Source organism: Streptomyces sp. NPDC107581 (assembly GCF_055657175.1).
In genome coordinates, this window is sequence record NZ_JBVKBH010000023.1 from 40,968 (window position 1) to 63,451 (window position 22,484).

Annotated in this window: 19 protein-coding genes; 9 read left to right on the forward strand and 10 right to left on the reverse strand. The window is 72.2% G+C overall.

The window, feature by feature from the left end; genetic code table 11:
* Positions 1 to 83: 83 nt before the first annotated feature.
* From ACZ7P3_RS38825 to ACZ7P3_RS38835, 3 genes are all read left to right on the forward strand, one after another.
* Positions 84 to 932 (forward strand): 3-hydroxyacyl-CoA dehydrogenase family protein, encoded by an 849-nt coding sequence (locus tag ACZ7P3_RS38825; RefSeq protein ID WP_472089077.1) that lies wholly within the window; start codon positions 84 to 86, stop codon positions 930 to 932.
* 154 nt (positions 933 to 1,086) lie between these two features.
* Positions 1,087 to 1,410 (forward strand): STAS domain-containing protein, encoded by a 324-nt coding sequence (locus ACZ7P3_RS38830; RefSeq protein ID WP_472089078.1) that lies wholly within the window; start codon positions 1,087 to 1,089, stop codon positions 1,408 to 1,410.
* Between the two features lie 269 nt (positions 1,411 to 1,679).
* Positions 1,680 to 4,151, forward strand: coding sequence for an ATP-binding protein (locus ACZ7P3_RS38835; protein ID WP_472089080.1), 2,472 nt, complete (start codon positions 1,680 to 1,682; stop codon positions 4,149 to 4,151).
* Between the two features lie 70 nt (positions 4,152 to 4,221).
* On the opposite strand, the gene nucS is transcribed toward ACZ7P3_RS38835, so the two are convergent.
* Positions 4,222 to 4,893 (reverse strand): endonuclease NucS, encoded by a 672-nt coding sequence (gene nucS / locus ACZ7P3_RS38840; protein ID WP_472089081.1) that lies wholly within the window; start codon positions 4,891 to 4,893, stop codon positions 4,222 to 4,224.
* 299 nt (positions 4,894 to 5,192) lie between these two features.
* Between nucS and ACZ7P3_RS38845 the strand changes: the two genes are divergently transcribed.
* Positions 5,193 to 5,585 (forward strand): SCO5389 family protein, encoded by a 393-nt coding sequence (locus ACZ7P3_RS38845; RefSeq protein WP_472089083.1) that lies wholly within the window; start codon positions 5,193 to 5,195, stop codon positions 5,583 to 5,585.
* A 117-nt stretch (positions 5,586 to 5,702) separates the two neighbouring features.
* Here ACZ7P3_RS38845 and ACZ7P3_RS38850 read toward each other — a convergent pair whose 3' ends face one another.
* Entirely contained in the window at positions 5,703 to 6,731 is a 1,029-nt protein-coding gene (locus tag ACZ7P3_RS38850; RefSeq protein ID WP_472089085.1) for an LLM class flavin-dependent oxidoreductase, read from the reverse strand.
* 222 nt (positions 6,732 to 6,953) lie between these two features.
* Here ACZ7P3_RS38850 and ACZ7P3_RS38855 point away from each other — a divergent pair, with 222 nt between their 5' ends.
* Positions 6,954 to 7,286, forward strand: a complete 333-nt coding sequence (locus ACZ7P3_RS38855) for an ATP/GTP-binding protein (protein ID WP_472089086.1) — start codon at positions 6,954 to 6,956, stop codon at positions 7,284 to 7,286.
* A gap of 1 nt (position 7,287) precedes the next feature.
* Here the strand turns inward: ACZ7P3_RS38855 and ACZ7P3_RS38860 are convergent, their stop codons facing one another.
* The 4 genes from ACZ7P3_RS38860 to ACZ7P3_RS38875 all read right to left on the reverse strand — a co-directional run bounded on the left by ACZ7P3_RS38860 (position 7,288) and on the right by ACZ7P3_RS38875 (position 11,320).
* A complete protein-coding gene (locus ACZ7P3_RS38860) occupies positions 7,288 to 8,163 on the reverse strand; it encodes an ABC transporter permease (RefSeq protein WP_472089087.1) in 876 nt (291 codons plus the stop codon).
* Entirely contained in the window at positions 8,160 to 9,458 is a 1,299-nt protein-coding gene (locus tag ACZ7P3_RS38865) for an ABC transporter ATP-binding protein (protein WP_472089089.1), read from the reverse strand. The genes ACZ7P3_RS38860 and ACZ7P3_RS38865 overlap by 4 nt, the downstream gene beginning before the upstream one ends.
* A gap of 131 nt (positions 9,459 to 9,589) precedes the next feature.
* The gene (locus ACZ7P3_RS38870) at positions 9,590 to 10,363 is read right to left on the reverse strand and encodes an ABC transporter permease (RefSeq protein ID WP_472089090.1); all 774 of its coding nucleotides are present in this window, start codon (positions 10,361 to 10,363) and stop codon (positions 9,590 to 9,592) included.
* Between the two features lie 3 nt (positions 10,364 to 10,366).
* Positions 10,367 to 11,320 (reverse strand): ABC transporter ATP-binding protein, encoded by a 954-nt coding sequence (locus tag ACZ7P3_RS38875; RefSeq protein WP_472089091.1) that lies wholly within the window; start codon positions 11,318 to 11,320, stop codon positions 10,367 to 10,369.
* A 469-nt stretch (positions 11,321 to 11,789) separates the two neighbouring features.
* Here ACZ7P3_RS38875 and ACZ7P3_RS38880 point away from each other — a divergent pair, with 469 nt between their 5' ends.
* Positions 11,790 to 12,443 carry a hypothetical protein gene (locus tag ACZ7P3_RS38880; RefSeq protein WP_472089092.1) on the forward strand — a complete coding sequence of 218 codons (654 nt, stop codon included), beginning with the start codon at positions 11,790 to 11,792 and terminating at the stop codon, positions 12,441 to 12,443.
* A gap of 67 nt (positions 12,444 to 12,510) precedes the next feature.
* Here ACZ7P3_RS38880 and ACZ7P3_RS38885 read toward each other — a convergent pair whose 3' ends face one another.
* The 3 genes from ACZ7P3_RS38885 to mce all read right to left on the reverse strand — a co-directional run bounded on the left by ACZ7P3_RS38885 (position 12,511) and on the right by mce (position 18,130).
* Positions 12,511 to 13,446 carry a cellulose-binding protein gene (locus tag ACZ7P3_RS38885; protein ID WP_472089094.1) on the reverse strand — a complete coding sequence of 312 codons (936 nt, stop codon included), beginning with the start codon at positions 13,444 to 13,446 and terminating at the stop codon, positions 12,511 to 12,513.
* Positions 13,447 to 13,630: 184 nt separating this feature from the next.
* Positions 13,631 to 17,479, reverse strand: coding sequence for a polarized growth protein Scy (scy, locus tag ACZ7P3_RS38890; RefSeq protein WP_472089095.1), 3,849 nt, complete (start codon positions 17,477 to 17,479; stop codon positions 13,631 to 13,633).
* Positions 17,480 to 17,689: 210 nt separating this feature from the next.
* Positions 17,690 to 18,130 (reverse strand): methylmalonyl-CoA epimerase, encoded by a 441-nt coding sequence (gene mce, locus ACZ7P3_RS38895; RefSeq protein ID WP_472089096.1) that lies wholly within the window; start codon positions 18,128 to 18,130, stop codon positions 17,690 to 17,692.
* 148 nt (positions 18,131 to 18,278) lie between these two features.
* Between mce and ACZ7P3_RS38900 the strand changes: the two genes are divergently transcribed.
* The 3 genes from ACZ7P3_RS38900 (at position 18,279) to ACZ7P3_RS38910 (ending at position 21,994) form a co-directional block, all read left to right on the forward strand.
* Positions 18,279 to 19,487 (forward strand): acetyl-CoA C-acetyltransferase, encoded by a 1,209-nt coding sequence (locus ACZ7P3_RS38900; protein ID WP_472089098.1) that lies wholly within the window; start codon positions 18,279 to 18,281, stop codon positions 19,485 to 19,487.
* Positions 19,488 to 19,589: 102 nt separating this feature from the next.
* Complete coding sequence (gene meaB / locus ACZ7P3_RS38905) at positions 19,590 to 20,546, forward strand: methylmalonyl Co-A mutase-associated GTPase MeaB (protein ID WP_472089099.1); 957 nt, start codon at positions 19,590 to 19,592, stop codon at positions 20,544 to 20,546.
* 182 nt (positions 20,547 to 20,728) lie between these two features.
* Complete coding sequence (locus ACZ7P3_RS38910) at positions 20,729 to 21,994, forward strand: MFS transporter (protein WP_472089101.1); 1,266 nt, start codon at positions 20,729 to 20,731, stop codon at positions 21,992 to 21,994.
* On the opposite strand, the gene ACZ7P3_RS38915 is transcribed toward ACZ7P3_RS38910, so the two are convergent.
* Positions 21,964 to 22,440, reverse strand: coding sequence for a MarR family winged helix-turn-helix transcriptional regulator (locus ACZ7P3_RS38915; RefSeq protein ID WP_472089102.1), 477 nt, complete (start codon positions 22,438 to 22,440; stop codon positions 21,964 to 21,966). The genes ACZ7P3_RS38910 and ACZ7P3_RS38915 overlap by 31 nt on opposite strands.
* Between the last annotated feature and the right edge of the window lie 44 nt (positions 22,441 to 22,484).

Genomic DNA, 22,484 nt, shown 5'->3' on the forward strand with positions numbered 1-22,484 from the left:
GCGTTACTTACCGGTCACACAGCGGCTCCGGAGCGCTATGGTCCGCCGAAGAGGCAGACGTCAACAGCGTTCAGGGAGTCGGAGTGGCAGGGAAGCTCGCCGTCATCGGGGCCGGTCTCATGGGATCCGGTATCGCCCAGGTCGCCGCACAGGCCGGCTGGGACGTCGTTCTGCGTGACGTCACCGACGAGGCACTCAAGCGGGGCACCGACGGCATCAAGGCTTCGTACGACAAGTTCGTGAGCAAGGGCAAGCTGGAGGCGCACGACGCCGAGGCCGCCCTCGGCCGTATCACCGCGACCACCGACCTGGACGCCGCCGCCGACGCCGACATCGTCGTCGAGGCCGTCTTCGAGAAGCTTGAGGTCAAGCACGAGATCTTCCGCACGCTCGACAAGATCGTGCGCGAGGACGCCGTGCTCGCCTCCAACACCTCCGCCATTCCGATCACCAAGATCGCGGCGGCCACCGAGCACCCCGAGCGGGTCGTGGGCGTGCACTTCTTCTCGCCGGTGCCGATGATGCAGCTCGTCGAGCTCGTCCGCGGCTACAAGACCAGCGACGAAGCCCTCGCCACCGCACGGCAGTTCGCCGAGTCCGTCGGCAAGACCTGCATCGTCGTCAACCGCGACGTGGCCGGCTTCGTCACGACCCGTCTCATCTCGGCCCTGGTGGTCGAGGCGACCAAGCTGTACGAGTCCGGTGTCGCCACGGCCGAGGACATCGACCTCGCCTGCAAGCTGGGCTTCGGCCACGCCATGGGCCCGCTGGCCACCGCGGACCTGACCGGCGTGGACATCCTGCTGCACGCCACCAGCAACATCTACACCGAGTCGCAGGACGAGAAGTTCGCCCCGCCGGAGCTGATGCGCCGGATGGTGGACGCCGGTGACATCGGACGCAAGAGCGGGCAGGGCTTCTACAAGCACTGATCCGTCGACAACCGCAAACGCCCCCGGAGTATCACTCCCGGGGGTGAATTCGGTATCGGTTCGCTTACAAACAGCAACCGTACTGCCACCCAGGCAGTCAGACGTTGCACAGCACCGTCATGGAGAACGCCACCGCACTCAACGGGGAGCGCATATGCACATCAGGGGCGACCACGCCGAGCTGGTCGTCGGGGGCCGCCTCGACGTCCGCAGCGCGGCGGACGCCCGTACGGCCCTGCACTCGGCGGTCGACCACGGAGTCGGCGACCTGGTGCTCGACCTGTCCGAACTGGACTCCTGGGACGCCACCGGACTCGGGGTGATCATGGGAGCCCACCGGCGGGCCGGCCGCTGCGGTCGCCGCCTGGTGCTGCGCGACGTCCCGCCGCAGATGCAGCGCCTCCTGGTGGCCACCCGGCTGCACCGCATCCTCGCCATCGAAGGCGGCATCGGGGCGGAGTCGGTGCCCCGCGTGTGACGGGGCGACCGGGGTGTGCAGCGGGCGACGGACGAGACCCGGACGCAGCCGCCGAACCGCACGTCGGGGGCAATCCTCACCGGACTGTGACGTCTCGGACCGCGCGGCACCCCGCCCTGTCGTAGATACTGTGCGAAGGTTTAGGGTTCGGTCGCCCGCTGCCACATCACCCTCGAGCGGGCCCGGACCAGAAGCGACAGCGCGGTGTGCAGCAGGCCGGGAGGGGCCGGTATCTAAGGGCACACGACGCTTTTGGGGGGCTTGAACCTATGGACCCGATCACTCCGGGACCCGAGGACCACGGCCAGGCTCCGAGCCGACGCCCGCCCCGGGAATCCCTCACCTCCGACTTCGGCCAGAGCACACCCGGGCCCGCCCGTACGGCGCGCCTCGTCTCCGGCGACTTCCTGCTGACCGTCAACCCCGTCGACGGCAGCGAGATAGAGCCCTGCCCGCCCTTCGAACGGCCGGGCCGCCCCCGCAAGCGCACCGCCGCCGAGCGCGCCGAGACCGAGCGCGCCGCCCGGCCGCCCGTACCGCCCGGCCCGGCGCAGCCCGCGCTCTCCCTCCTGGAACGCCAGGACGAGCGCGAACGCCTGGTCCGGCTGCTCGCCCGCGGCCGCTCCGTGCGGCTCACCGGCCCCGGCGGCTCCGGCCGCACCGCGCTCCTCGACCTCGTCGCCGAGGACTGCTTCGACCTCGCCCCCGACGGCGTGGTCCGGCTCACCGGCTTCCGCCGCACGGCCGCCGACCTCCTCCACGACCTCTTCCACGCCGTTTACGACGCCCCCCGGTACCGGCCGGACCGGGACCAGCTGCTCGAACTGGTCGGCGAGATCGGTGCCGTCGTGGTCGTGGACGACCTGGAGATCGGCGGCGCCGCCCTGGACGAGCTGCTCGCCGCCACCCCCGAGTGCGCCTTCCTGCTCGGCGCCACCCCGGACGTCCCCGCGCCCTCCGCCGACTGCGACGCCGAGGAGGTCTTCCTCACCGGCCTGGACCGCGCGTCCGGCGTGGAGATCCTGGAGCGGACCATCGGCCGTGTCCTCACCGAGGACGAGGCCAACTGGGCGGGCGACCTGTGGTTCGAGTCCGAGGGGCTGCCCCTGCGGTTCGTGCAGGCCGGCGCCCTGCTCCGGCAACGCGACGAGGTGCGGGCCAGCACCGGGGCGGTGGACGAGTACGGCGTCTTCGAGGACGTGCGCCCGCCCGTCGGGGAACCCTTGGACGCGGCCGCGGCCGCGGCGGAAAGCGTCCCGCTGCCCTCCCTCGGCGAGGCGGCCGCGCCCGCCCCGCTGCTGGCGTCCCGGCTCAGCGCCTGCGCCCGCGCGACCCTCCGCTTCGCGGTCGCCCTCGGCGGCGAGGTGCCGCACCAGGCGCATCTGCCCGCGCTGGTCGGCGACACCCACGCGGATGCCGCGCTCGGTGAACTCGCCGGCTGCGGACTGGTCTCCCCGGTCGGCTCCCGCTACCGCCTCGCGGCCGGAGTGCACGCCCAGCTGGAGGCCGCCGGCTACGGCTCCGACGCCGTCGCCCAGGCGCTCGCCGCGGCCGAGCACTACGCCTGGTGGGCCGGCCACCCCTCGGTCTCCCCCGAGCGGGTGTGCGCCGAGGCCGACGCGGTCCTCGCCGCGCTCGCGGTGGCGGTGACGGCCACGGCGCCCTCCGCCGAGGGCGAGGAGAGCTGTGCCGTACGGCTCGCGCGCACGGCCGCGCCCGCCCTCGCCGCAGCCCAGCACTGGAGTGGCTGGGAACGGGCGCTGCGCTCCGGCGCGGAGGCCTCCCGGCTGTCCGGAGAGGTCTCCGAACAAGCCTACTTCCACCATGAGTTGGGCATCCTCGCGCTGTGCGGCGGACAGCTCGACCGGGCCCGCGCCGAGCTGGAGGCGTCCGGCGGGCTGCGCGGGGCGCTCGCCGACAAGCGGGGCGCCGTCGCCGGGCGCCGTGCGCTGGCGCTGGTCGCCGACCTCGCGGGCGATGCGGCCGCACCGATGGTGGGCGAGGAGGTGCCGGACGCCCGCCACGAGGAGTCGGCACTGCCTCCCGGCGGCGTGCCCGTGCCCTATCCGCCGCTGTACGGCCCCGCCGACGACACCCTGGTCACCCATCGGCCCCCGGCCGCCAAGCCCCTGGGCGGCATCCGCCGGATGGCCCGCCGCAACATGGTCGCGGCCGGCTCCGGGGCCCTGCTGGCCGCGGTCCTCGGCACGGTCGTCACGCTCGGCATGACCTCCGACCAGAACGCGGGCAAGAACCCGGCCGGCACGGTCGACGTGCCGGCCGCGAGCCCGGGCGCGGACGACGGCATCCTGGGCGCTGACCCCAATCAGGACGACGGCGCGGGCACCGGCACCCGCCCGAGCACCGGCACGGCCACCGCCACACCCACGAACCCCGGCCCCGACGGCACCTACGGCACGTCGGACGATCCGACGCCGCCCGCCGGCACGCCGTCGTCCCGTCCGAGTGACACGAAGGGTTCGGGCAGCGGGAGCACGAGTCCCACGCCGTCGAGGTCGCAGACGACGAAGCCGGGCGGATCCCCGTCCCCGAGCAAGTCGACCCCGTCGGGCAGCCCGTCCCCGACCAAGTCGAGCCCGTCGGGCACCCCGAGCACCACGCCGACGCCCTCGGACACCACCCCGTCGACCACCGACACGGCCGGCGGCCCGGCGTCGAGCGGTTCGTCGAGCGCCTCGGGGAGCGCTTCGGGGAGCGGCAGCCCGGGGTCGGTGATCTGAGGCCGTCCGCGTACGGCAGGAGGGCGGGTCCGCTTCCGGACCCGCCCTCACGCTCGTGCCGGCACACTGCTCAGAACAGCCGAAGTTTGTCGTCCTCGATGCCGCGAAGGGCGTCGTAGTCCAGGATCTGGCAGTTGATGCCGCGGTCCGTGGCGAGGACCCGGGCCTGGGGCTTGATCTCCTGGGCGGCGAAGATGCCGCGGACCGGGGCGAGGTGCGGGTCGCGGTTGAGCAGTTCGAGATAGCGGGTCAGCTGCTCCACACCGTCGATCTCGCCGCGCCGCTTGATCTCGATGGCGACGGTCCCGCCCTCCGCGTCCCGGCAGAGGATGTCCACCGGGCCGATCGCCGTCATGTACTCGCGGCGGATCAGGGTGTAGCCGTCGCCGAGTGTCTCGATCCGGTCGGCGAGCAGTTCCTGGAGGTGTGCTTCCACGCCGTCCTTGATCAGACCGGGATCCACGCCGAGTTCGTGCGAGGAGTCATGGAGGATCTCCTCCATCGTGATGATCAGTTTCTCGCCCGCCTTGTTGACGACGGTCCACACGCCCTCGTCGTCGCCCGTGCCCTCCTTCAACGTGCAGGGCGGCGACATCCAGTTGAGGGGCTTGTAGGCCCGGTCGTCCGCGTGGATGGAGACGCTGCCGTCCGCCTTGACCAGGATCAGTCGGGGCGCCGAGGGCAGGTGGGCGGTGAGCCGGCCGGCGTAGTCGACCGAGCAGCGGGCAATGACGAGACGCATGGTCGGCAACGCTACTCGACACCCACGGGTGGACGCGATTCGCCCTCGTCCCGTCCGTCCCCGCCGGCCTCGGGCGTCCGTGGAGCCATCCCATTTATCCCTGGAAACTCTTGTTCATCCCTGGCCGATTGTGCGCCTAAAGGGACCGTTCCATATACGCATTCTGCTGGTGCGGTCACCGACGGTTGCCTACCGTAGGGAACGGGAGGTCGTGATGTGTGTACAGAGCGTGTTCGGTATCGCGAACTCCGCCATCTGTCCGGCAACCCCTGTTCATCGGGGGTGCGAGAGGAGAACCCATGTCGCTCGACGTCTCACCGGCCCTACTCGAACAGGCCGAGCGAGGCGAGGTCGACGAAGCAGCATTCGTCGACTGCGTCCGGACCTCCCTGCCCTATGCGTGGGAGATGATCAGCTCTCTGGTGGCCCAGCTGAAGGTGGACGGCGGACCCTTCGCCGACAACCAGACGCCCCCGCCGGACGAGCAGGCACGCGGTCAGCTGCTGCGAGCGCTCGCGAGTGACGCCATCCGCGGCGCGCTGCAGCGGCACTTCGGTGTGCGGCTGGCCTTCCAGAACTGCCACCGGGTGGCGGTGTTCCCCCAGGACGCCTCGGTGGACGAGACGCTGGCCCGCTTCACCTCGGCGCGCAACCAGTTGCTGAACCAGTCGCCGGAGCTTCGGGACTGCTGACGCGCGGCACGCATGCCGCCCGGGCAGCGAGCCGCTTGCTTGCCGCTCCACCCCGCGGGAGGTGCAATCAGTACTGGGGCGGCAAGCCCCCATGCGAACAGGGGAGTCGGCGGCCCGTCAGCGCAGCTGCGGCAGCACCTCGGCACCCAGGCGCCGCAGGTTCTCCTCCGTCGCCGCCAGGTCGCCCGAGCCCTCGACGAGCAGGGCGAAGCGGGAGATGCCGGTGCGCTCCGACGTGGCCGCGAGCCGGTCGGCGCACAGCCGTGGGGTGCCCACCGGGTGCAGCCCGCAGAGCAGTTCGGTGTAGGCGAGCGGGTCGCGCATCGTGCGGGCCCGGCCGTCGACGGTCACATGGGCCTCCAGGCCCTGTTTGAGCCAGCCCGGCATCGCCTTCAGCAGGGTCTCCGCCGCGTCGGTGCGCCGGTCCGCGATCTGGCAGACCCCGGCGGAGACATGGGCCGCGCCGGCGATCTCCTCGGGCGGCCGGCCCGCGGCCCGTGCGAACTGCCGCCACAGGGCGACCATCTCGGCCTTTTCCTCGTCCCCGACGTGCATGCCGAGCAGCATCGGCAGTCCGCGCTCCGCGGCCAGCCGCACGCTCGCCGGGGAGGTGCAGGCGACGACGACCTCCGGCCCCGGGGTCTCCGTCAGCGCTTCCGAGGGGCGGGGCACGACGGGCACCTCGCGGAAGGAGAACCGTTCACCCGCGGCCGAGACGGACGGTTCGCGCAGCCAGCGCACCAGCAGATCGAGTGATTCCGGGAACCCGTGCTCGTACGCGCCGATGCCGGCGCCGAACACCTCCAGGTCCACCCATGGCCCGCCGCGCCCGACGCCCAGCGTGAACCGCCCGCCGCTCGTCAGATGCAGCAGCGCGGCCTGCTCGCCGAGGGCGACCGGGTGCGCGGTGGGCAGTACGCTGACCGCCGTGCCGACCCGGATGCGCCGGGTACGGCCGAGCAGTAAGGCGGCCAGGGTGACCGCGGACGGACATGTGCCGTACGGCACGAAGTGGTGCTCGGCCAGCCACACCGTGTCCAGCCCGGCCTCCTCGGCGACCTCCGCCGAGCGGACCGCCCGGTACAGGGCTTCCCCGGGGCCCTGTCCCGGGAACTGGGCCGCCAGCACAAAACTTCCTACGCGCATCGCTTTTCCTGCTTCCTTGGCTCCTGACCCGGAGCTCCCCCACCCGCATAACCGTCTGACACGTGCCGAGGACACGGCCTGGCGGGGAGATTTGCGGATTGTCTGCAGAATGGGCCGCCCCGAGGGGGGACTTGTGCGGGTTGGTGCGCTCCGGGTACCCCTGCGCGTGCCGCGTACGCTGGATACGGCCCGTGCTTCCTGTATAGCCCCGAGAGGTGTCCCGTGTCCCCGCGCCGCAACCGACCGAACGCAGCCGGATCCTCCGGGCAGGGCCCCGAGGGCGACCGGACCGGCCGGTACGGCGGCTGGCAGTCCACCGAGAGCTGGCAGGGCGAGGAGTGGAGCGTGCGCCATGTCGCGGGGGCGAGCACCGAGGGCAAGACCTACCGCTGCCCCGGGTGCGACCAGCTGATCCCCGCCGGCGTCCCGCACGTGGTGGCCTGGCCGGAGCACGCGGGCGTCGACGACCGCCGCCACTGGCACAAGGCCTGCTGGAACGCGAAGGACCGCCGCACCACCCGGGTGCAGCGGTCCCGCAACGCGCCGAGGTTCTGAGTTACACGTCCCGGCTCTGCAGCAGCGCGTAGGCGCCGGCATACGCGGCCGCCGTCACGCCCAGAATGATCCACAGCGGGTCCCAGCCCGTCGGGCCGGACTGGCTCAGGGTGTTGTCGTAGAAGACGCCCATCTGGCTCGGGATCGAGTACTGGAACAGCGCCTTCTGCACCGACTCCAGCGACGAGCCGTTCATGAAGAGCGCGATCACCAGCGGGGCGAGCACCGCGCCGATCATGATCGTGATGGCGCCCGCCGAGTGCCGGATGATCGAGCCGACGAGCAGCGAGAGCAGCCCGAGCAGAGCGATGTAGAGGCTGATGCCGAGCGTGGCCTTCAGCCACTCCTGGGCGGACGGGGAGCCCGCGCCGTGGCCGTCGAGCATCGCCGTCTGCGCGATCGCCACGAACGACGAGGTGACCAGCGTCACTGCGAAGGCGAGGCCGAAGAAGACGATCGACTTGGCGGCCAGCACCCGGGCCCGGCTGGGGCACGCGGTCATCGTCGTACGGATCATGCCCGTGCCGTACTCGGACGCCGTGGTCAGCACGCCGAGCGTGATGATGCACATCATGCCGATCAGCAGGCCGAAGAAGCCGAGGGACAGCGGGCTGCCGTTGGACCCCTCGTCGGAGCTGTTGCGGACCGCCACGCCGGCCAGCAGGCCGATGCCGACCACGAGCACGGTGAAGACGCCGAGCGTCCAGATCGTCGAACGCACCGACTTGATCTTCGTCCACTCGGAGGTCAGCGCGTGTCCGAGGTGGGTGCGCACGACCGGGATCGGTGAGCTGTAGCCGGCGTACGGCCCGCCGGGCGCCGGGGCTGCGGGAGCGGCTGCGGGTGCCTGCGGCATCGGGGGCTGATGGGTGCTCATCGGGCGTCCTCGGGCTGGGTCGTGCCGGCGGCGGGGGCCGGGGGAGCGGGCTGGGACGGCTGGGCCGCCGGGGCTGCGGGAGCGGCCGCCGCAGCCTGCTCCTGGGGCGCCGGGGGCGCCTGGGGCGGCGTCTGGGGTGCCTGGGGGGCCTGCGGGGCGGGTGCGGCGTACGGGTTGGGCGCCCCCGCGCCGGGAGCGCCGTACGCGGCGCCGGGAGCACCGCCGTACGGCCCCGAGGCCGGCGCCGGCATCGTGAACGGCCGGCCGCCCGGCTGGGGCGGCGGCGGGGCGTACCAGCCCGGCTGGCCCTGGCCGGGGACCGGCATGGGCGGCTGGGCGCCCGGCGGCAGGGGCTGCTGGAGGCCCGCCTTCTGGTCGATGGTCGAGCGGTAGTCGACGGCGCCCTGCGTCATCCGCATGTACGCCTCCTCCAGCGAGGCCTGGTGTGGCGACAGCTCCCACAGCCGTACGTCCGCCTCGTGGGCGAGATCGCTGATGCGGGGCAGCGGCAGCCCGGTCACGCGCAGCGCGCCGTCCTGCTCGGGCAGCACATGGCCGCCCGCCTCGGTCAGTGCGGAGGTCAGCTTCTCGCGCAGCTGGGGCTCGGTGTCGGGGGTGCGCACGCGCGCGAAGTCGGCGGAGTTGGCCGAGATGAAGTCCGTCACGCTCATGTCGGCGAGCAGCTGGCCGCGCCCGATCACGATGAGGTGGTCGGCGGTCAGCGCCATCTCGCTCATCAGGTGCGAGGAGACGAAGACCGTACGGCCCTCGGCCGCGAGGGCCTTCATCAGGTTGCGGACCCAGAGGATGCCCTCGGGGTCGAGGCCGTTGACCGGCTCGTCGAAGAGCAGCACCTGGGGGTCGCCGAGCAGCGCGGCGGCGATGCCGAGGCGCTGGCCCATGCCGAGCGAGAAGCCCTTGGAGCGCTTTTTCGCCACTTCCTGGAGGCCGACGACGCCGAGCACCTCGTCCACCCGCCGGGCCGGGATGCCCGACAGCTGGGCCAGGCTCAGCAGGTGGTTGCGGGCGGCCCGGCCGCCGTGCACGGCCTTGGCGTCGAGCAGCGCGCCGACCTGACGGGGAGCGTTGGGCAGCTTGCGGTACGGGTAGCCGCCGATGGTCACCGTGCCGGACGTGGGGTTGTCCAGCCCGAGGATCATCCGCATGGTCGTCGACTTGCCCGAGCCGTTCGGCCCGAGGAAGCCGGTCACGGACCCCGGTCGTACCTGGAAGGAAAGGTTGTACACGGCGGTCTTGTCGCCGTAGCGCTTCGTCAGGCCTACAGCCTCGATCATGCTCCGCACCCATCGAAAGGTTCAGGACAGCGGGGCACACGCCCCCCGTAAGGGTTAGGAGGATATCCGGGCGCTGACGGTTCCGCCCAAAAGAAAGTAAAGCCCGGGCAATGCGAAGTCACGGCCGCGTCTCACTGTGCGTCCCGGCGCTTGAGCAGAAGGTATCCGCCGGCGACCGCGGCGACCACCCACAGCGCCATGATCCCGAGCCCGCCCCAGGGGCCGTAGGGCGTGTCGTCGCCGATCCGCGGCACCACCTGCATGATCCGGCTGCCGGCCTGGTCGGGCAGGAATCGGCCGATCTTCTTCGTGGCGTCCACGTTGCCGAGGATGTTGGAGATCAGGAAGAAGAACGGCATCAGGATGCCGAGCGACAGCATCGGCGAACGCAGCATCGTGGCGACGCCCATGGAGAACATCGCGATGAGGGCCATGTACAGCCCGCCGCCGATGACCGCGCGCAGCACCCCGGGCTCACCGATCCGGGTGCCGAGGGGGCCGAGCATCGCCTGGCCGAGGAAGAACGCGGCGAAGCCGGTGACCATGCCGACGGCCAGCGCGAGCGCGGTGGCCACGGCGATCTTGCTGAACAGGAAGGTGCCGCGCTGGGGCACCGCGGCCAGCGAGACGCGGATCATGCCGGTGCTGTACTCGTTCGACACGACGAGCACCCCGAACACGATCATGGCGAGCTGGCCGAGCGTCATGCCCGCGAAGCTGACGACGGTGGGGTCGAAGGAGATCCGCTCCCGCACGGACAGGGAGTCGTACTGACTCCTCGACAGTGCGGAGATGAGCATGCCGAGGGCGAGGGTGACCACCACGGCCAGCGACAGCGTCCACACCGTGGACGCAACAGACCGGATCTTGGTCCACTCGGACCGGATGACCTGCACGGCCGCCATGGTTCAGGCCCCCTTCCAGCCGGCGCCCCAGCCCTGCTGGACGGGAGCCGGCCCGGTGTGCGCGTGGTACTCCACCGACTGAGCCGTCAGCTGCATGAACGCCTCCTCCAGCGAGGCCTGCTGCGGGCTCAGCTCGTGCAGCACGATCCCGTGCCGCGCGGCCAGCTCCCCGATCCGCTCGGCCTTGCCGCCCTCCACCTCCAGCGCGCCGCTGCCCGCCTCGACCACGGTGATCCCGGCCTCGTGCAGCACGTCCGTCAGCCGCTCGCGCTGCGGAGAACGGATCCGTACATAACCGCGCGCATGCTCCCGGATGAAGCCGGCCATGGAGGTGTCGGCCAGCAGCCGCCCCTGCCCGATGACCACCAGGTGATCGGCGGTCAGCGCCATCTCGCTCATCAGATGGCTCGACACGAACACGGTCCGGCCCTGCGCGGCCAGAGATTTCATCAGGTTCCGGATCCAGTGGATGCCCTCGGGATCGAGGCCGTTGACCGGTTCGTCGAACATCAGGATCCGCGGGTCGCCGAGGAGCGCGGCGGCGATGCCGAGCCGCTGGCCCATGCCGTACGAGAACCCCTTGGCCTTCTTCTTCGCCACGGCGGTCAGCCCGACGGCGTCCAGCACCTCGGCCACCCGCCGGTCCGGGATCCCGTTGCTCTGCGCGAGGCACAGCAGATGGTTGTAGGCGGTGCGCCCCCCGTGCACGTCCTTCGCGTCCAGCAGCGCCCCGATGTACGTCAGCGGGTCCCGCAGCTGGTCGTAGTGCCTGCCGTCGATCCGGACATCGCCTGCGGTGGGCCGGTCGAGTCCGAGGATCATCCGCATGGTGGTGGACTTCCCGGCACCGTTGGGCCCGAGGAATCCGGTCACGATGCCGGGCCTGACGGAGAAGGTGAGGCCGTCGACCGCCGTCTTTTCGCCGTACCGCTTGGTCAGCCCCTCCAGCTCGATCATGCGGCCACGCTAAGACGGGCTCCGGGCGGCTGCCACTTGGGCGGCCGGGGCGGGGAACAACCGTGCTGACCCGGACCCGTCCGGGCGGCTGTGCTCCAGCCCTCGTGACCGGCTTGATCGGCCTGGGGCGGTGCCGGGGGCGCCGGAGAACCGAAATCGCCGGGGGCGCCGATGGTTGAGGACGACAGACCGCGCAAGGGACAGGGCGCGGTGGTGGCGGGGACGGCGGTCGTGGCGGCCGCGGCGGCCGCGGCGGCGGTCGGACTGGCGGTGGAGCTCCACCTGCTGGGGTGGACGTCCATCCCGGGCGGCTCCTGCGGCGGCCGCCTGGGGTGGACGTCCATCCCGGGCGGCTCCTGCAGCGGCCGGTACAGTCCCTGCCCGGACGGCACCACGCCCACCCTCCTGCTGGCGTTCCTGCTGACCTTCACCGGCCTCCCCGCCCTGACGGGCGCCATCGGGTGGGTTCGTGAGCCGGCGGCCCGGCAAGGTCCTCGGCAGCGGACGGGTGATCACCCTGGACAACGCCACCGGCAGGCAGCGCGGCAGCCTGGACCTGCCCCTCGAGAGCCCCGCCGACACGGTCATGGTGCTCTCGGCCGACCCCTTCACCCTCCTGCTGAAGGAGAGCGACACGCGCGGTGTCGCGGCCGTCCCGGTCTACCCCGACCACGGCGGCGACCCGGTGCAGACCCCCCTCAGCGGCGACGACGAGGACCTCACACGGCTGCCGAACACCTACGACACCTTCTTCACCGCGCGCCCCGCGCTGTGGGCGACCGTCAGCGGGGACACGCTCGTCGTCGCCACCACCGGGTCCGGCGCCTCCTCGCCCGCCCGCGTCTCGGGCTACGCGCTGCGCGACGGCCGCCGCCTCTTCCACGCCGACCCGGGCGACGTCTCCGCGCTGGCGCCCGCCGGCCGCGACCGGGTGGCCGTGCTCGGGAACAGCCGGCTGTGGACGCTCGACACGGCGAACGGGCACCGCATCGGCGAGCACGACGGGACGACGGTGCGCACGGACCGCTACGTGGCCGGCGGCCGGCTGCTGCGCGCCGGCGACACCTGGGTCGTCGTCAACGGCGACGGCACGGACGATCCGCCGGTGCTGGGCCTGCGGTAACGCACCCGCGCACACGGAAAGGGGCGGCGGGACCGAGTCCCGCCGCCCCCCTCGACCCGTCGGTCGACTACCGGGACTGCTGCGCCGGAACGCCCCGGGAGATCGGCTCGTCCTCGGCGGGGGAGCCGGCCGCGGCCACCGCGGCACCGGTCAGCGTGGCGAGCATCTCGCGGACGTTCGTCAGCTGGGCGTTGATGCTGTCGCGGCGGTTGGTGAGGGCCGCGAGCTCGCGCTCGGATTCCGAGCGGATGCGGTCGGCCTTGGCGTTGGCGTCGGCCACGATGTCCTCGGCCTGGCGCTGGGCCGTCTCCACCGTCTGGCGGGCACGGCGCTCGGCGTCCGTGCGCAGCTTCTCCGCCTCCAGGCGCAGCTGCTCGGCACGGTGCTCGATCTCGGCCAGACGCTTCTCGGCCTTCTGCTGACGCGAGGCCAGGTCGCGCTCGGACTGCTCGCGGCGCTTGGCCAGGTTCGTCTCGAAGTCCGCGGCGGCCTGCGCGGCCTTGGCGCGGGTCTCCTCGAAGAGGGCGTCCGCCTCCTCGCGCTTGGACTGCGCGTCCTTCTGGGCCTCGGCACGCAGCTGCGAGGCGTCACTCTTGGCCTTCTCGACGATCCGGACGCCCTCGTCCTCGGCCTTGGACTTGCGCTCCGCAGCGAACGATTCTGCGTCGTTGCGCACCTGCTGGGCCGCGGACTCGGCGAGCTCGCGGTGCTGCTCGGCCGCGCGCCTGGCCTCCTCGCGCAGATCCTTGGCCTCTTCCTCGGCGAGGCGCAGGATCTTCTCGACACGCGCACCGAGACCGGCGTACGACGGCTCGGCGTCGGTCACCTGGGCCTGGGCGTTCTGCGTCTCGAGGTGGAGCTCCTCAATGCGCTTTTCCAGAGCGGTGATGCGGGTGAGAGCGCTGTCACGGTCGGAGACGAGCTTGGAGATCCGTTCGTCCACCTGAGCGCGGTCGTACCCACGCCGCACAAGCTCGAAGCCGTAGGGGGAAGTGTCGCTCATGGGGTTCCTGTCGAATGAGACCGGTGAGGTGATAGGGGGAATCCTAGGGGCCGAAGCGGTGTGTCATCGAGCGGATACGTGTTTGATCTGGAGAATGACACCTCTTTTGAGTGGCTGACCGTCGGACGGCTTGCCAAATAGTGGGCCAAAGCCCCCCAGGAGACACGGAATCGGCCCTCCTACGCTAGCCGTCCGACGACTTGCCACCCGATCGGGGGGCGCCCACGATCGCGCTCGCCTTGACTCCGCCGTCCTTGCCGGACGTCGGGGCCTCGAAGGACTCCAACGCCTCCAGGACGTCCTGGACACGGGAGATCTCGGCGTTGATGTCCTCGCGCCGGCGCACCAGGATCTCCAGCTCGCGCTTGCCCTCCTCGACCGTGCGCCGGGCCTCGCGGATCGCCTCGGCCTTCAGCTCCTCGGCCTCCTTGACCAGCGTGGCCTTCTTCTGCTCGGCCTCCTTGAGCAGCCCCTCCGCCTTCTTGACGGCGGCGATACGCACCTTGCCCGCCTCGGAGCCGGCATCGGACACCAGGTCCTTGGCCTTCGCCTCCGCCTTGGCCAGCTGCTCCTCGGCGGCCTTGATGAGCGCGTCGCAGCGGTCGCCGGTGGACTTCATCGTCTCGGACGCCTCGCGCCGGGCCCGCTCGTGCAGCTCCTCGATCTCGGAGGTGATGCGGTCGCGCAGCTCCTCCGCGCGCTCCCTTATGGCGGTCGCGTCGCGGCGGGCGCCGACCAGCAGCTCGTCCGCGTCCGTACGGGCCTTCTCCACCAGCGAGTTGCCCTCGACGGTCGACTCGGAGACGATCCGCTCGGCCTCGCTGCGGGCCGCGCCCACCATCGTGTCGGCCTGCGACTCCGCGTCCGCGGTGGCCTTCAGCGCCTGCTGCTGTGCCTCGGTGAGCAGCTTGTCGGCCTCGGCCGCGGTCTCCGTGATGAGCGTGTCGACCTGCTCGGCCGCCTCCGAACGCCGCTTGTTGGCGTCCTTGCGGGCCTCGTCGAGCGTCTGCTCGGCCTCCTCGCGCGCGGAATTGACGAGCCGCTCGGCCTCCGCCTGCGCGTCCGCCCTGACCCGCTCGGCCTCGCCGCGCAGCCGCTCGGCGTGCTGCTGCGCGGAGCCGACCGTCTCGGCGGCCTCGGCGCGCAGCCGCTCGGCGTCGCCGGTGGCGTCCGCGATGAGCTGCTCGGCACCCGCCAGCGCCTCGGCACGGACCCGGTCGGCCTCGGCGACCGTCTCCGTCTGGAGCCGCTCGGCCTCGCTGCGCGCCTCGGTGATGAGGGTGTCCGCCTGGGTCGCCGCGTCCGAGCGGATGCGGTTGGCGTCCTCGCGGGCGTCCGCCCGGGTGCGGGCCGACGCCTGGTCGGCCTCGGCCAGCGCGTCCGACGCCTCGGTGCGGACCCGCTGGGCGTACTCGGCCGTGTCCGAGCGCAGCCGCTCGGACTCCGAGATCGCCTCGGCGACCGTACGCTCGGCGAGCGCCTTGGCGGCCTCGGCCTCCTCGTTCGACTCCCGCCGGATGCGCGAGGCGTCCTCGCTCGCCCGCTCCCGCTCGGCGTAGGCGTCGGCGCGGACCCGGTCCGCCTCCTCCTCGGCCTCCCGGCGGGTACGGTCCGCCGCGTGCTCGGCGGCCGAGCGCAGCCCGGTGATCTCCTCCTGCGCCTGCTCGTGCAGCCCGGCGACCGAGTCCCGTACCTGCTGGGCGTGCTGCTCGGCGGCGGACACCATCTCGGTGGCGCGCCGGTCGGCCTCCTCGACCAGCCGGACCGCCTCGGCCTGCGCGTCCTCCACCCGCTTGCGCGCCGAGGCCAGCAGCTCCTCGCTCTGCTCGCGGGCCCGCTCGCGCTCCTGGTCGGCCTCGGTCCGCGCGGCACCGAGCAGTTCCTCGGCCTCGCGGCGGCGCCGGGCCGCCTCCTCCTGTGCGGCGGCCAGCGTCTCGGACGCCTCGGCGCCCAGCCGCTCGGCGGCGGCCTGCGCCTCGGCGCGCACCCGGTCGGCGGTGTCCTGGGCCTCCGCCTTGAGCCGCTCGGCCTCGGCCGCGGCCTCCGAGCGCAGCCGGACGGCGAGGGCCTCGCCCTCGGCGCGCGAGGCGGACGCGTCGGCCGCGGCCTCCGTGCGCACCCGCTCGGCCTCGGCCTCGGCCTGCTGCTGGAGCGTGCGGATCCGCTCGGCGGACTCGGCCCGCAGCCGCTCGGACTCCTCGGTGGCCTCCCGGCGGATCCGGGCCGCCTCCTCGCGGGCGTCGGCGAGCGCCTGCTCGGCCGCCGCCAGCCGCTCCTGGGCCTCGGTCTGCAGCCGGGCCAGTTCCCCGGCGGCCTCGGCATGGCGCGCCTCGACCGCCCGTTCGGTCTCCTCACGCAGCTCACGCGCGGCCTGCTCGGCGTCCGACGTGATCGACTCGGCCTGCTCGGCGGCCTCGGCGCGGTGCCGCTCGGCCTCCTTGCGGGTGCGCTCCAGGGTCTCCTCGGCCTGCCGGCGCAGCGTGGTGGCCCGCTCGATGGCCTCGGTACGGACCTTCTCGCTGTCCGTCGTCGCGCTCTTGCGCAGCTCGTCGGCGTCCGCCTTGGCCTTGGCCAGCAGCTCCTCGGCGGACTTGGCCGCCTCCTCGATCTGCGCCACCGCCTCGCGGCGGGCCTCGGCACGGATCGACTCGCCCTCGGCGACCGCGTCGGAGCGCAGCTGCTCGGCCTCGCCGCGCAGCCGGCGGGCCTCCTCCTGCAGCTCGACCGTCTTGGCGCGGTACTCCTTGGTGTCGTCCTTCGCCGCGCCCTTGAGCTGCTCGGCGATGTCGTGCGCCTCGGCGCGCAGCCGGTCCGCCTCGGCCTCGGCCTCGGTGCGGATCCGCTCGGCCTCCTCGGCGGCGGCCTTGGTGGTGTTCTTCGCCTCCTGCGACGCCTTGTTCAGGACGTCCTCGGCGGTCTTGGCCGCCTTGGAGAGCTGGGTCGCGCTCTCCTCGGCGGTGACCGTGCGGGCCTTCTCCGAGGCCTCCGCGACGATCTTCTCGGCCTCGGCACGCGCGTCGGCGACCAGCTGCTCGGCCTCGGACTTGGTGTTCTCGGCCTCCTTGGTGGCCTCCTCGACCAGCCGGGCGACCTGCTCCTTGGCGGTGCGCGTACGGGTCTCGTTGGCGGCCTCGGCGCTCGACAGCGCCTTGGCGGCGGCCTGCTCGGCCTCGGTGACCAGCTTCTCGGCCTCGGACTGCGCCTTGCGCAGCGCCTCCTCGGCCTGCGCCATGCGCTCCTCGGCGCCCCGGCTCAGCTCGGCGGCCTGCCGGCGGGCGGCGTCCGACTCCGAGGCGGTGCTGGTGCGCAGCTGCTCGGCGTGGTCGGTGGCCTCCTGGGCCTGGGTGGAGGCGGCGTTCAGCAGCCGTTCGGCGTCGGTGCGGGCGCGGCGCAGGATCTGGTCGGCCTCCGCGCGGGCCGCCTCGGCGTCGCTCTGCAGCCGGTCCCGGGCCTCCCGGGTCAGCCGCTCGGCCTCCGCGCGGGCGGCGGCCATCGACTGCTCCGACTCGGCGCGGGACTCGTCCAGCAGCCTGCGCGCCTGGGACTCCGTGCGGGCACGCAGCTGCTCGGCCCACGCCACGTTCTCGTTGACGTGCGACTCGACGGTCTGCCGGCGCTCGGCCAGCTCCTGGTCCAGCTGCTGGCGGCGGGTGACCGCCTCCTGGTGCAGCTCGGCCTGGAGACGAGCGGCCTGCTCGGCGTGTTCCTGCAGGATGCGCTGGGTCTGCGCGCGGGCCTGGCTCAGCTCCCGCTCGGCGTCCTGGCGCAGCTGGTCGGCCTGAATCTGGGCATTGCGCAGCAACTGCTCGGCCTGATAGCCGATGTCACCGCCGTCGTAGGCGGGCCGGGTCATCAGGGTGCGGCGCGCCTCGTGCAGCTTGGCGCGCAGCACCTCGACCTGGTAGCCGAGGTCCTCGGCGTGCTGGATCGCCTTTTCCCGCTCGGTCTTCAGCCGCTTCATCTCGGCCTCGAACCGAGAGAGGTGGTCGACGTCAGCCGCCGGCTCTCGCTCCTGGCTCTCGTAGCCCCGCACTGCGCGGTCCCATCCGTCCCCTGGTCGCAAGCTTCTCCAACGAGCTCCGTCCATCCGCCGAACGGGGCCCCCGGGGAATGGTGTCAGATCAACGGTGGAGCACGGGCTGCTGCCCCGACGCTCGTCCCCCGAAACCCGGACCCCGGCATGCGGCCACCCGGCGTTGCGAGGGCGACCGCCCCCAACCCTACCGGCCCATATGTACGGGGGTCAGTGCTCGGGCGACTCAACAGGGGCCGAAGTGACCAGTTCTGTCAGCACGCCGTGGCAATCCTTGGGGTGCAGGAAGGTGATCCGCGACCCCATGGAGCCGATCCGTGGCTCCTCGTACAGAACGCGTACGCCCTTGTCGCGGATGTCTGCAGCGTCCCCGTCCACATCCGCCGTACCGAAAGCGATGTGGTGGACGCCCTCCCCGTTCTTCGCCATCCACTTGCCGACCGCCGAGTCCTCCCGGGTCGGCTCCAGCAGCTGGAGGTAGGAGGCGCCGCCGTCGGACGTCTCGTTGATCTTGAGCATGGCCTCGCGCACGCCCTGCTCCTCGTTGACCTCGGTGTGGAACACCTCGAAGCCGTACGTGGCCCGGTAGAACTCGATGGTGGCGTCCAGGTCGCGACAGGCGATCCCGATGTGGTCGATTCGCGTCAGCATGGATTCAGTGCAGCGCTCCTGAGATGGTTACGCAACGTGCGCGCGATCACACCGAAGGGCCGATGACGCGTGAAGTACCGGTCAGTACATTCGAAGTAAACCCTCGTTCACTCCTCGGCTGTGCAGGCCGGTAAGGGGATCGCAGCTCATGTCTTCTGGAACTTCCGGTTCGACCAGCTCGGTGATCGTCGCGGGCGCGCGCACGCCCATGGGACGGCTGCTGGGCTCGCTGAAGTCCTTCTCCGGAGCCGACCTCGGCGGCTTCGCGATCAAGGCCGCCCTCGACCGTGCGGGGATCGGCGGCGACCAGGTGCAGTACGTGATCATGGGCCAGGTGCTCCAGGCCGGGGCGGGGCAGATCCCGGCCCGCCAGGCCGCGGTCAAGGCCGGCATCCCGATGAGCGTCCCGGCGCTCACCATCAACAAGGTGTGCCTGTCCGGCCTGGACGCGATCGCGCTGGCGGACCAGCTGATCCGGGCCGGCGAGTTCGACATCGTCGTGGCCGGCGGCCAGGAGTCCATGACCAACGCCCCCCACCTGCTGCCGAAGTCCCGCGAGGGCTTCAAGTACGGCGCGGTGGAGATGCTCGACGCGATGGCCTACGACGGCCTGACCGACTCCTTCGAGGGCATCGCCATGGGCGAGTCGACGGAGAAGCACAACACGCGCCTCGGCATCCGGCGCCCCGAGCAGGACGAGATCGCCGCGCTGTCCCACCAGCGTGCCGCCGCCGCGCAGAAGAACGGCATCTTCGAGGCCGAGATCACCCCGGTCGAGATCCCGCAGCGCAAGGGCGAGCCCGTCGTCTTCAGCAAGGACGAGGGCATCCGCGGCGACACCACCGCGGAGTCGCTGGGCAGGCTGCGGCCGGCCTTCACCAAGGACGGCACGATCACGGCCGGCACCTCCTCGCAGATCTCGGACGGTGCGGCGGCCGTGGTCGTGATGAGCAAGGCCAAGGCCGAGGAGCTGGGCCTGGAGTGGCTCGCCGAGATCGGCGCGCACGGCAACGTGGCCGGCCCGGACAACTCCCTGCAGTCCCAGCCGTCCAACGCGATCCAGCACGCCCTGAAGAAGGAGGGCCTGGGGGTCGCCGACCTCGACCTCATCGAGATCAACGAGGCCTTCGCCGCGGTTGCCGTGCAGTCAATGAAGGACCTCGGGGTTTCCACGGAAAAGGTGAACGTCAACGGTGGCGCCATCGCCCTGGGTCACCCGATCGGCATGTCCGGCGCGCGTCTCGTGCTCCACCTGGCGCTGGAGCTCAAGCGCCGGGGCGGCGGGGTCGGCGCGGCCGCGCTGTGCGGTGGCGGCGGCCAGGGTGACGCGCTCATCGTGCGGGTACCGAAGGCCTGAGTCCCCGTGCGCCGGGGCCCCGCAAGCCTGGGCCCCGGCGCACCCGGATCCTCTGAAGCGCCCGAGTTCTCTGTACGTCGGTGAAGTGAACGGAGCTGTTTGATGCAGGACGTCTCCTCTCTGGTGGCCCAGGCCAGGGAAGGCCGGCCGAGGGCCGTGGCCCGGCTGATCTCCCTGGTGGAGGGGGCGTCCCCGCAGCTCAGGGAGGTCATGGCGGCGCTGGCCCCGCTGACCGGCAACGCCTATGTGGTCGGTCTGACCGGCTCGCCCGGCGTCGGCAAGTCCACCTCCACCTCCGCCCTCGTCACCGCCTACCGCAAGCAGGGCAGGCGGGTCGGCGTCCTGGCCGTCGACCCGTCGTCGCCGTTCTCCGGCGGCGCCCTGCTCGGCGACCGGGTCCGCATGTCGGACCACGCCTCCGACCCCGGCGTCTACATCCGCTCCATGGCCACGCGCGGCCACCTCGGCGGCCTGGCCTGGTCCGCGCCCCAGGCGATCCGCGTGCTGGACGCGGCCGGCTGCGACGTGATCCTGGTGGAGACCGTCGGCGTCGGACAGTCGGAGGTGGAGATCGCCTCCCAGGCCGACACCTCGGTGGTCCTGCTGGCCCCCGGCATGGGGGACGGCATCCAGGCGGCGAAGGCCGGCATCCTGGAGATCGGCGACGTGTACGTCGTCAACAAGGCGGACCGGGACGGTGCCGACGCCACGGCGCGCGAACTGAACCACATGCTGGGCCTCGGCGAGGCCCGCGGCCCCGGGGACTGGCGTCCGCCCATCGTCAAGACGGTCGCGGCCCGCGCCGAGGGCATCGACGAGGTCGTCGAAGCCCTGGAGAAGCACCGCGCATGGATGGAGGAGCACGGCGTCCTCGCCGAGCGCCGCCTGGCCCGCGCCTCCCGCGAGGTCGAGACCATCGCGGTCACGGCCCTGCGCGAACGCATCGGCGACCTGCACGGCGACCGCCACCTCGGCGCCCTCGCGGAACGCATCGTGGCGGGCGAACTGGACCCCTACCGCGCCGCGGACGAACTGGTGGCCGGCCTCACGGAGGGCTGAGTGCGGCCCGTCCGGCAAATGCGGTGGCCGACTCCGGCCGCTCGTTGCTAATTTGATCCGCATGTTCCTCTCCCTGGCATAGAGCGCACACCCGCGCCCGCGTACGCAGCCGACGCACGGACGTCGGCCGGCGCGGCGCTCCGGTGTCCCCTCTTCCTGCCTTCTTCCTGAGGAACCCCGCGATGTCCGCACCCACCTCGCCCTCCCCTGCCCTGCCCTCGCGGCCCTCGTACGCCGCCGTCCTGCGCGTCCCGTACGCACGCCGCACCTTCACCGCCGCGCTGACGGCACGCCTGTCCTACGGGACGGTGTCGCTCGCGATGCTGCTCTCCGTCACCCGGGCCACCGGGTCCTACGCCGTCTCCGGTGTCGTGATGTCCCTGTTCGGCACCGCGACGGTCGGCCTCATGCCCCTGCGGGCGTCCCTCATCGACCGGTACGGCCCGCGCCGCGCCCTGTTCCCGATGGCCACCGTCTACGGCGGCCTGCTGTGCGTCCTGGCCGCCCTGACCTGGGGTCCCGGTGCGCCGGCGGCGGCCATCGCCACGACCGCCGCCCTGGCCGGCGCCTGCGCGCCCCCGCTGGGCCCCACGATGCGCGCCCTGTGGTCCGAACTGGCCGCCGACCGGCACATGCTGCAGCGCGCCTACAGCCTGGACGGAGTCGCCGAGGAACTGCTGTACGTCTCCGGTCCGGCCCTGGTCGGCGTGCTCGTGGGCTTCGCGCCGCCCGCCTCGGGCATCCTGCTCAGCGCCCTGCTGATCGTCTCCGGCACGGGTGCGTTCGTCATGTCGCCGGCGATGACCGGCCCCCGGCCCGCACCCCGCAGGGAGCGGCTCGGGGGCGTCCGCGGCCTGCTGTCCCCGGTGGCCGTGGCCGCGGGGGTGGGTCTGGCCCTCAGCGGCATCGACCTGCTGGTGATGGCCTTCGCCGCCGAGCGGTCGCACGACACGGCTCCGGTGCCGTGGGTTCTGGGTGCGCTCTCGGTGGGCAGTGCGGTGGGCGGCCTGGTCAACGGGGCGGTCGACTGGCACCGGCCCGCCCGGGTGCGGCTGGCCGCCTTCGCGGCGGGCCTCGGCCTGGTGACCGCCGCCGCAGGACTCGCACCCGGCCTGTGGACGCTCACGGCGGCCATGGCCTGTGCGGGAGCCTTCATCGGCCCTGCACTGACGACGGCGTATCTGCTGGCCGAGGAGACGGCTCCGGAGGGCTCCCGCACCCAGGCCGGGGCCTGGGTGAACGCCGCGGTGAACGCGGGCAGTTCGGCGGGCGCACTCGCCACGGGGCTGATCATCGGCCGGCTGCCCCTGGAGGCGTGCTTCGCCCTCGCGGGAGGGACCGCGCTCGCAGGCGCCCTGCCGGCGGGCCGGCCCGCCGGCCGGCCGGCCCGCCGGCCGGCCGGGGCTCTCAGCGGGCCTCAGGGACGCCCCCGCTGCCCCCTCAGATGATCGGCGATCGGCTTGAGGGCCTTGTCCAGCTCGGTCAACGCCTCCGGGGAGAGCAGATCGATGAAGTGCCGTCGCACCGATGCCACATGGTGCGGTGCGACCTTCTTCATCGTCTCCAGCCCGTGATCGGTCAGCACCGCGTAGAGGCCTCGCCGGTCCGACTCGCAGTTCTCCCGGCGCACCAGATTGGCGTTCTCCATCCGCGTGATCTGGTGCGAGAGCCGGCTCTTGGACTGCAGGGTCGCCGAGGCCAGATCGCTCATCCGCATCCGGACGTCGTCCGACTCGGACAGATTTACGAGGATCTCGTAGTCGTTCATCGTCAGGCCGAACGGCTGCAGATCCTTTTCGAGCTGGTACGTCAACAGCCTGTTGACCTCCAGGTGGGTGCGCCAGGCGCACTGCTCCGCATCGGTCAGCCAGCGCGTGGCCGTCTCGGTCTCCATGAATGAAGTCTACCTAAGAAGTTGAATGACGAACTACTTCGGGT

Bases quoted from the DNA above. Each gene is read 5' to 3' on its own strand.
- ACZ7P3_RS38885 (WP_472089094.1), bottom strand. From the start codon at position 13,446: ATGAGCGACACTTCCCCCTACGGCTTCGAGCTTGTGCGGCGTGGGTAC.
- ACZ7P3_RS38915 (WP_472089102.1), bottom strand. From the start codon at position 22,440: ATGGAGACCGAGACGGCCACGCGCTGGCTGACCGATGCGGAGCAGTGC.
- ACZ7P3_RS38900 (WP_472089098.1), top strand. From the start codon at position 18,279: ATGTCTTCTGGAACTTCCGGTTCGACCAGCTCGGTGATCGTCGCGGGC.
- ACZ7P3_RS38850 (WP_472089085.1), bottom strand. From the start codon at position 6,731: ATGCGCGTAGGAAGTTTTGTGCTGGCGGCCCAGTTCCCGGGACAGGGC.
- ACZ7P3_RS38830 (WP_472089078.1), top strand. From the start codon at position 1,087: ATGCACATCAGGGGCGACCACGCCGAGCTGGTCGTCGGGGGCCGCCTC.
- ACZ7P3_RS38865 (WP_472089089.1), bottom strand. From the start codon at position 9,458: ATGATCGAGGCTGTAGGCCTGACGAAGCGCTACGGCGACAAGACCGCC.
- ACZ7P3_RS38845 (WP_472089083.1), top strand. From the start codon at position 5,193: ATGTCGCTCGACGTCTCACCGGCCCTACTCGAACAGGCCGAGCGAGGC.
- meaB (WP_472089099.1), top strand. From the start codon at position 19,590: ATGCAGGACGTCTCCTCTCTGGTGGCCCAGGCCAGGGAAGGCCGGCCG.
- ACZ7P3_RS38835 (WP_472089080.1), top strand. From the start codon at position 1,680: ATGGACCCGATCACTCCGGGACCCGAGGACCACGGCCAGGCTCCGAGC.
- ACZ7P3_RS38875 (WP_472089091.1), bottom strand. From the start codon at position 11,320: ATGATCGAGCTGGAGGGGCTGACCAAGCGGTACGGCGAAAAGACGGCG.
- nucS (WP_472089081.1), bottom strand. From the start codon at position 4,893: ATGCGTCTCGTCATTGCCCGCTGCTCGGTCGACTACGCCGGCCGGCTC.
- ACZ7P3_RS38860 (WP_472089087.1), bottom strand. From the start codon at position 8,163: ATGAGCACCCATCAGCCCCCGATGCCGCAGGCACCCGCAGCCGCTCCC.
- ACZ7P3_RS38870 (WP_472089090.1), bottom strand. From the start codon at position 10,363: ATGGCGGCCGTGCAGGTCATCCGGTCCGAGTGGACCAAGATCCGGTCT.
- mce (WP_472089096.1), bottom strand. From the start codon at position 18,130: ATGCTGACGCGAATCGACCACATCGGGATCGCCTGTCGCGACCTGGAC.
- ACZ7P3_RS38910 (WP_472089101.1), top strand. From the start codon at position 20,729: ATGTCCGCACCCACCTCGCCCTCCCCTGCCCTGCCCTCGCGGCCCTCG.